The following is a 4,295-nucleotide window of genomic DNA, read 5'->3' as shown; positions in this document are numbered from 1 at the left end:
CTGGTACTGGCATCCCGATAATGAAGAACCGGATGTGACGGCAGAAATTGAGGATATGACCGGGGATATCATGCTGAGACGTGCACTTGCCCTGCTCAGAAAGAAGTTGCAGCGTCTGCATGAAAACACGGATACCGACACACCGTCCTGGTTCATCGCCAGACTCAATCATACGATGACGCTATCAGATTTGCGGCGGTTCGCCGGGGCATATGGCTGCAAAGTGTCCCTGGATGTTGAACTGCCGGATGGCACGCATTACACCGTTGGCCTGTAACAGCTTCCCGTAAAAACACCGCTTCAGGGAATGTGAAGCGGTATTTTTTGGGTAAAGCGCGATCACTGCTTAACGACTTAAGTATCCCGGTACAACCAGGTTGCTTACGGTCATTTTTCCTGTGGGCCAATATTTCAGTTAATGTCCTGGCGATTTCGGGAGTCTGACCATGAAATCAACGGGATAACACCGCGATAAGTGGGGTAGGCAGACCTCCATTCATCAATTTCTCTGGCATCAATCTCTTTATTTATCAACATATTGAAGGCTTCCAGAGATAAATTTATTTCTCCACATACCGGACAGGCTATTTTTACACCTCGGGTCATCCCATAAACACCATCAGTGTATTCCGTATCGAATCGTGCACTTGTTAAATCACGAAAGCGACCGTGTGTTATTGTCGCAGGACCTGAACATTTTGGGCACTGATCATTCATATGGTTACCTGTATCAAGATGATTTTACGTATATAATACCAAAATTTTAAAGCTGCATCTGAAAAAAATTTACGTACTGATAGCTATTCCACTTTGCTGCTCTGGTCTGTAACAATCTATAAGATGAACGGTGCACAGTGGTTAGTCTTCCCTTTCCTGAGTTACTGCCAGAACAGGATTGTGACTGAATACCGTTAATAATTATCCTGCCATTAAGACAATTATTTCCTCTGAAGGTCATAAAATCTATTCATAGCACTCAGGCTTTTGCATGGGAATATAAAATAACACGGTGATTTGAAAAAGGATATCACCGTATTGAGTTGAATGTTTATTTTTTATTTCTGCCGTGACCAGGTAACCAGATTGTCGGTGATTTATTACTGAAATCAAAGTTATTGCGGGAGAAACTTTGTTTTTCTGTGTTATCAGTCATTTGTTCATTTTTCTCTGTCAGTCGCTGCCACCAGTTATCTGGTGATAATCGAATTTTTTGTAATTTACTGATATAAAAAGAAACGCAAGGTTCATTCCATACACCACCACTTTTCACTGATGTTTCAACCATTCTGAATAATTCCTCTTTCCAGGGCGAATCAGAGATTAAGGCTTCTCTTAAATGATTCAGCTCGCATAAAACAAAAGAACGGTTGTTTTTTTTCTTAAAGTGTTCTGTTGCGAGTTCATAAAACCGTTTACCCTTTTCCAGATCCCCAGATTTATAATAAAGTAACCCCATGTTTGCAATAGCATGTGGATAAGAGTCGTTATCTTCATTTTTCAACATGTCTGTTACGATACTGATAGCTCTGGTAAACGATATACCGGACAGTTTATTTTCTTTGGCATGCTCAAGTGAAATTGAAGAAAACATAAGGTTGAGTTTAAGGGTTTCATCGTTAGGGTTTATCTGCAAACCTTTTTGAGAAATGTCCTGAGCCTGTTCATAATCATCCAGTAAAGAAGCAATGTAGGATGCCTGTATAGCAGTCTCCTGATTGAATGGTTCCTCTTCCTGCCATTTTTTAGCAAAATGCAATGCCAGTTCCATATCTCTGTTGCAATAAGCTTCCTGATATTTTGCCTCGAAAGCACGAGGCTGTTTAATCAGATCTTCATGTTGCACTAAATTTCTGATATTCCCTTTGCGTTCAGCCCATTTTGCCTGAGCAAATACATTACCATTCGGACATTTCAGCGAATTACCAAAGTAGACTTTTGCCTTTTTTACTGCACCACTTTGTAGCTCAAGTGTACCTATTGAGCTTTGCAGTTCTGATATATGATAAGGATAGTAACCAAATTCCAGTACCTTTTTAGAGTGTGACCAGTACCGCGAATTACGTCCATAAGCATTTGAAATTGCTAATTCTGATGCCAGTAGCCAGGGATCATTTTTAATATCAGGATGTTTGACGAGTATGTCGTGAGAACGTTCATAATCTTCTAAGTTAAAGAAAAAACGTGATGATGCTCTGGTCACCCATCTGTTATTAACTGATAAGCCTAATCCGGTGATAATTGCTTTCTCAGCCTGCCCAATTTGACCAATGCTCATATAAAGCCTTGATAAATCCATCCACGAAAGACAATCATTGGGATGGTTTCTGAGCCAGATTTTTTTATCTCTTATTTGAGAATGAATATTATCATTAATAATAGTTTTTGTCTGTTGTTCCTGGAGTAGACTGTGGCAAAAATTAGAGAGGGTTAAAGGGATCTGTTTTTTAGTTTCAATAATATATGCGGCTGCCTGTCGGGAGATATCAACAGCATTCTCGGTATAAGAAACACTGAGTAACTCAATGGCAATATCTAAACCGGGTTGTCTTAGGAAGAGTTCTTTCAGATATTCTAAACCCGAGAAACCAGATGCCGGAGCAGTGTTTCGGGTCAGGGCACGAAGTTCAGCGGAATAAGCCGCATCCTCTGATCTTAGCCATGAGGGAGCCAGTACCCGGTTATTATCAAAGTTTATTAGACTCATGACACCACCGTGTTTATTCTGCTTTTTATCTGAACTTGTTTGGTGAGATAATCAAACTCACTTATCAGTCTGTCTAATCCTAAAACGGGTTGTTTCATCCCTAACGTTTTGATCATCCCTCGCTTTTCATAACTGGGATGACTACATTTGATGACTATATTTTTAAGCCTCTCCCCCAGCCATTCTGGTTTTATATCATCAAAATGAGTAAGCGACTCATTAAACGCATGTTCGAGATGATGAAGTGATTGCATATATGAGTCACCTTTTCCTCCCCACTGCGCCGGAGCGATATCTAATGGCATTTTTCCCTTTAAAAGCCCATTTATTGTTACCCCAAGGAAAAGGAAAGAGACAATGGAGCCGAGTTGATACAGGTCGCATTTTTCTCTGCGATCGATCCATTCCTGTGGAACATATCCATAAAGTTGTTCTGGTGGAGCATAGCCTATGTCTCCTGCAATATCGATGGAGTCATGCCAGTGAGGCTGCCCCTGTAGACTGGCCCTGCCTAAGTCACCTATCTTTGCCCCTGCATCGGAAAAAATCATAATGTTTGATGGCTTCAGATCCTGATGAGATATTTTAGCACTGTGCAATTGTTTCAGCCCGGTAGCAACATCTTTTAAGTATTCAAGTTTCGCTATTAACGTTATTTCCTGTGATACTTCAACATATTTTCTGATGTCGCCACTGTCCGCAAGCTCCATTATAAGAAAAGGGACAATATCTGTAATTTCGTTATTTAGTACTATTTGTCCTCGATCTAACACTTTGACTATCTTACGGAATCGTTTTGATAAACATATATCGTTGAGTTTATTTTCAAATTGATAATTTGCTGTCAACGCTGCCAGTTCGGCCATGACATTTTTTTCATCATCAACTGAGCGTCTTAACGTCTCATGAAAATCAAATGCCTTAAGGAACGCCTTGTTTTTAGTCTCGGTATTTTCAACTTCATAAGAAACCGAGAAATGACCACCTGTACCATTCCCCCCGGCCTGTACGCCAACGAGAATTTGCTTTCCGACCAGCCATTTGCCGTTAAGTGTCTGGCCCGAAAGTTGTTTGGCTGGGTTTAATTTTTGAGTATGTTGAAGCATAACAGACTCCATATTATTGATGTATCACGAAAAGAACACTTTGTTACATGTTGCTCAGAATAGCATACCCCGGAACACAAAAAATCCTGAAAGAGAATATCATTTGTTCAGTCTGATATTAAAGACTGATCCCGACAGAGTGTGGCACCTTTATTTCTCTGCCTTAAAAAAGCCGTTCATACTGAACGGCTTTCCAGGGGCATCCGTCAGACTGAATGTCGGCAGTTTACTCTTCCTGTGGGATTGTTCTGTCTTGCCAGAATCCGCCGTATGAAGCATTACGGATTTGCTCTCCCCACCAGTTCATCAGTTCCGCGCGGTGTTTCAGCCAGGTGGTGCGGTTATAGGCTGCCCTGACCTTGTTTTTCTCCACATGAGACAAGACTGCCTCAATCACATCTGCATGAAATCCGGCTTCGTTCATCGCTGTACTGCCCAGCGAACGAAATCCGTGGGATACCAGTTCTCCTTTATATCCCATCCGA

At 41.2% G+C, this 4,295-nt stretch carries 4 protein-coding genes and 1 pseudogene; 1 reads left to right on the top strand and 4 read right to left on the bottom strand.

Annotated elements, in window-relative coordinates:
• Positions 1–277 (top strand): hypothetical protein (locus GTGU_RS26185; RefSeq protein ID WP_038162359.1); only part of this gene is annotated, 277 nt, incomplete at its 5' end.
• 134 nt (positions 278–411) lie between these two features.
• Here GTGU_RS26185 and GTGU_RS25890 read toward each other — a convergent pair.
• The 4 genes and pseudogenes from GTGU_RS25890 to GTGU_RS26180 all read right to left on the bottom strand — a co-directional run.
• On the bottom strand, positions 412–717 hold the full coding sequence (locus GTGU_RS25890) for a hypothetical protein (protein ID WP_156964228.1): 306 nt from the start codon (positions 715–717) through the stop codon (positions 412–414).
• Positions 718–1,048: 331 nt separating this feature from the next.
• Positions 1,049–2,704: a tetratricopeptide repeat protein gene (locus tag GTGU_RS21540; protein WP_156964227.1), complete on the bottom strand. Its 1,656-nt coding sequence runs from the start codon at positions 2,702–2,704 to the stop codon at positions 1,049–1,051.
• Positions 2,701–3,810, bottom strand: a complete 1,110-nt coding sequence (locus GTGU_RS21535) for a protein kinase domain-containing protein (RefSeq protein WP_038162354.1) — start codon at positions 3,808–3,810, stop codon at positions 2,701–2,703. The genes GTGU_RS21540 and GTGU_RS21535 overlap by 4 nt, the downstream gene beginning before the upstream one ends.
• Before the next feature lie 226 nt (positions 3,811–4,036).
• Positions 4,037–4,295 (bottom strand): annotated as a pseudogene (locus GTGU_RS26180) (hypothetical protein); the annotation flags it as partial.

Origin of the sequence: Trabulsiella guamensis ATCC 49490 (genome assembly GCF_000734965.1) — a bacterium.
GTDB lineage: Bacteria > Pseudomonadota > Gammaproteobacteria > Enterobacterales > Enterobacteriaceae > Trabulsiella > Trabulsiella guamensis.
The sequence above is the reverse complement of the archived record's forward strand: the minus strand, read 5'-3'. Positions and strand labels throughout refer to the sequence as shown.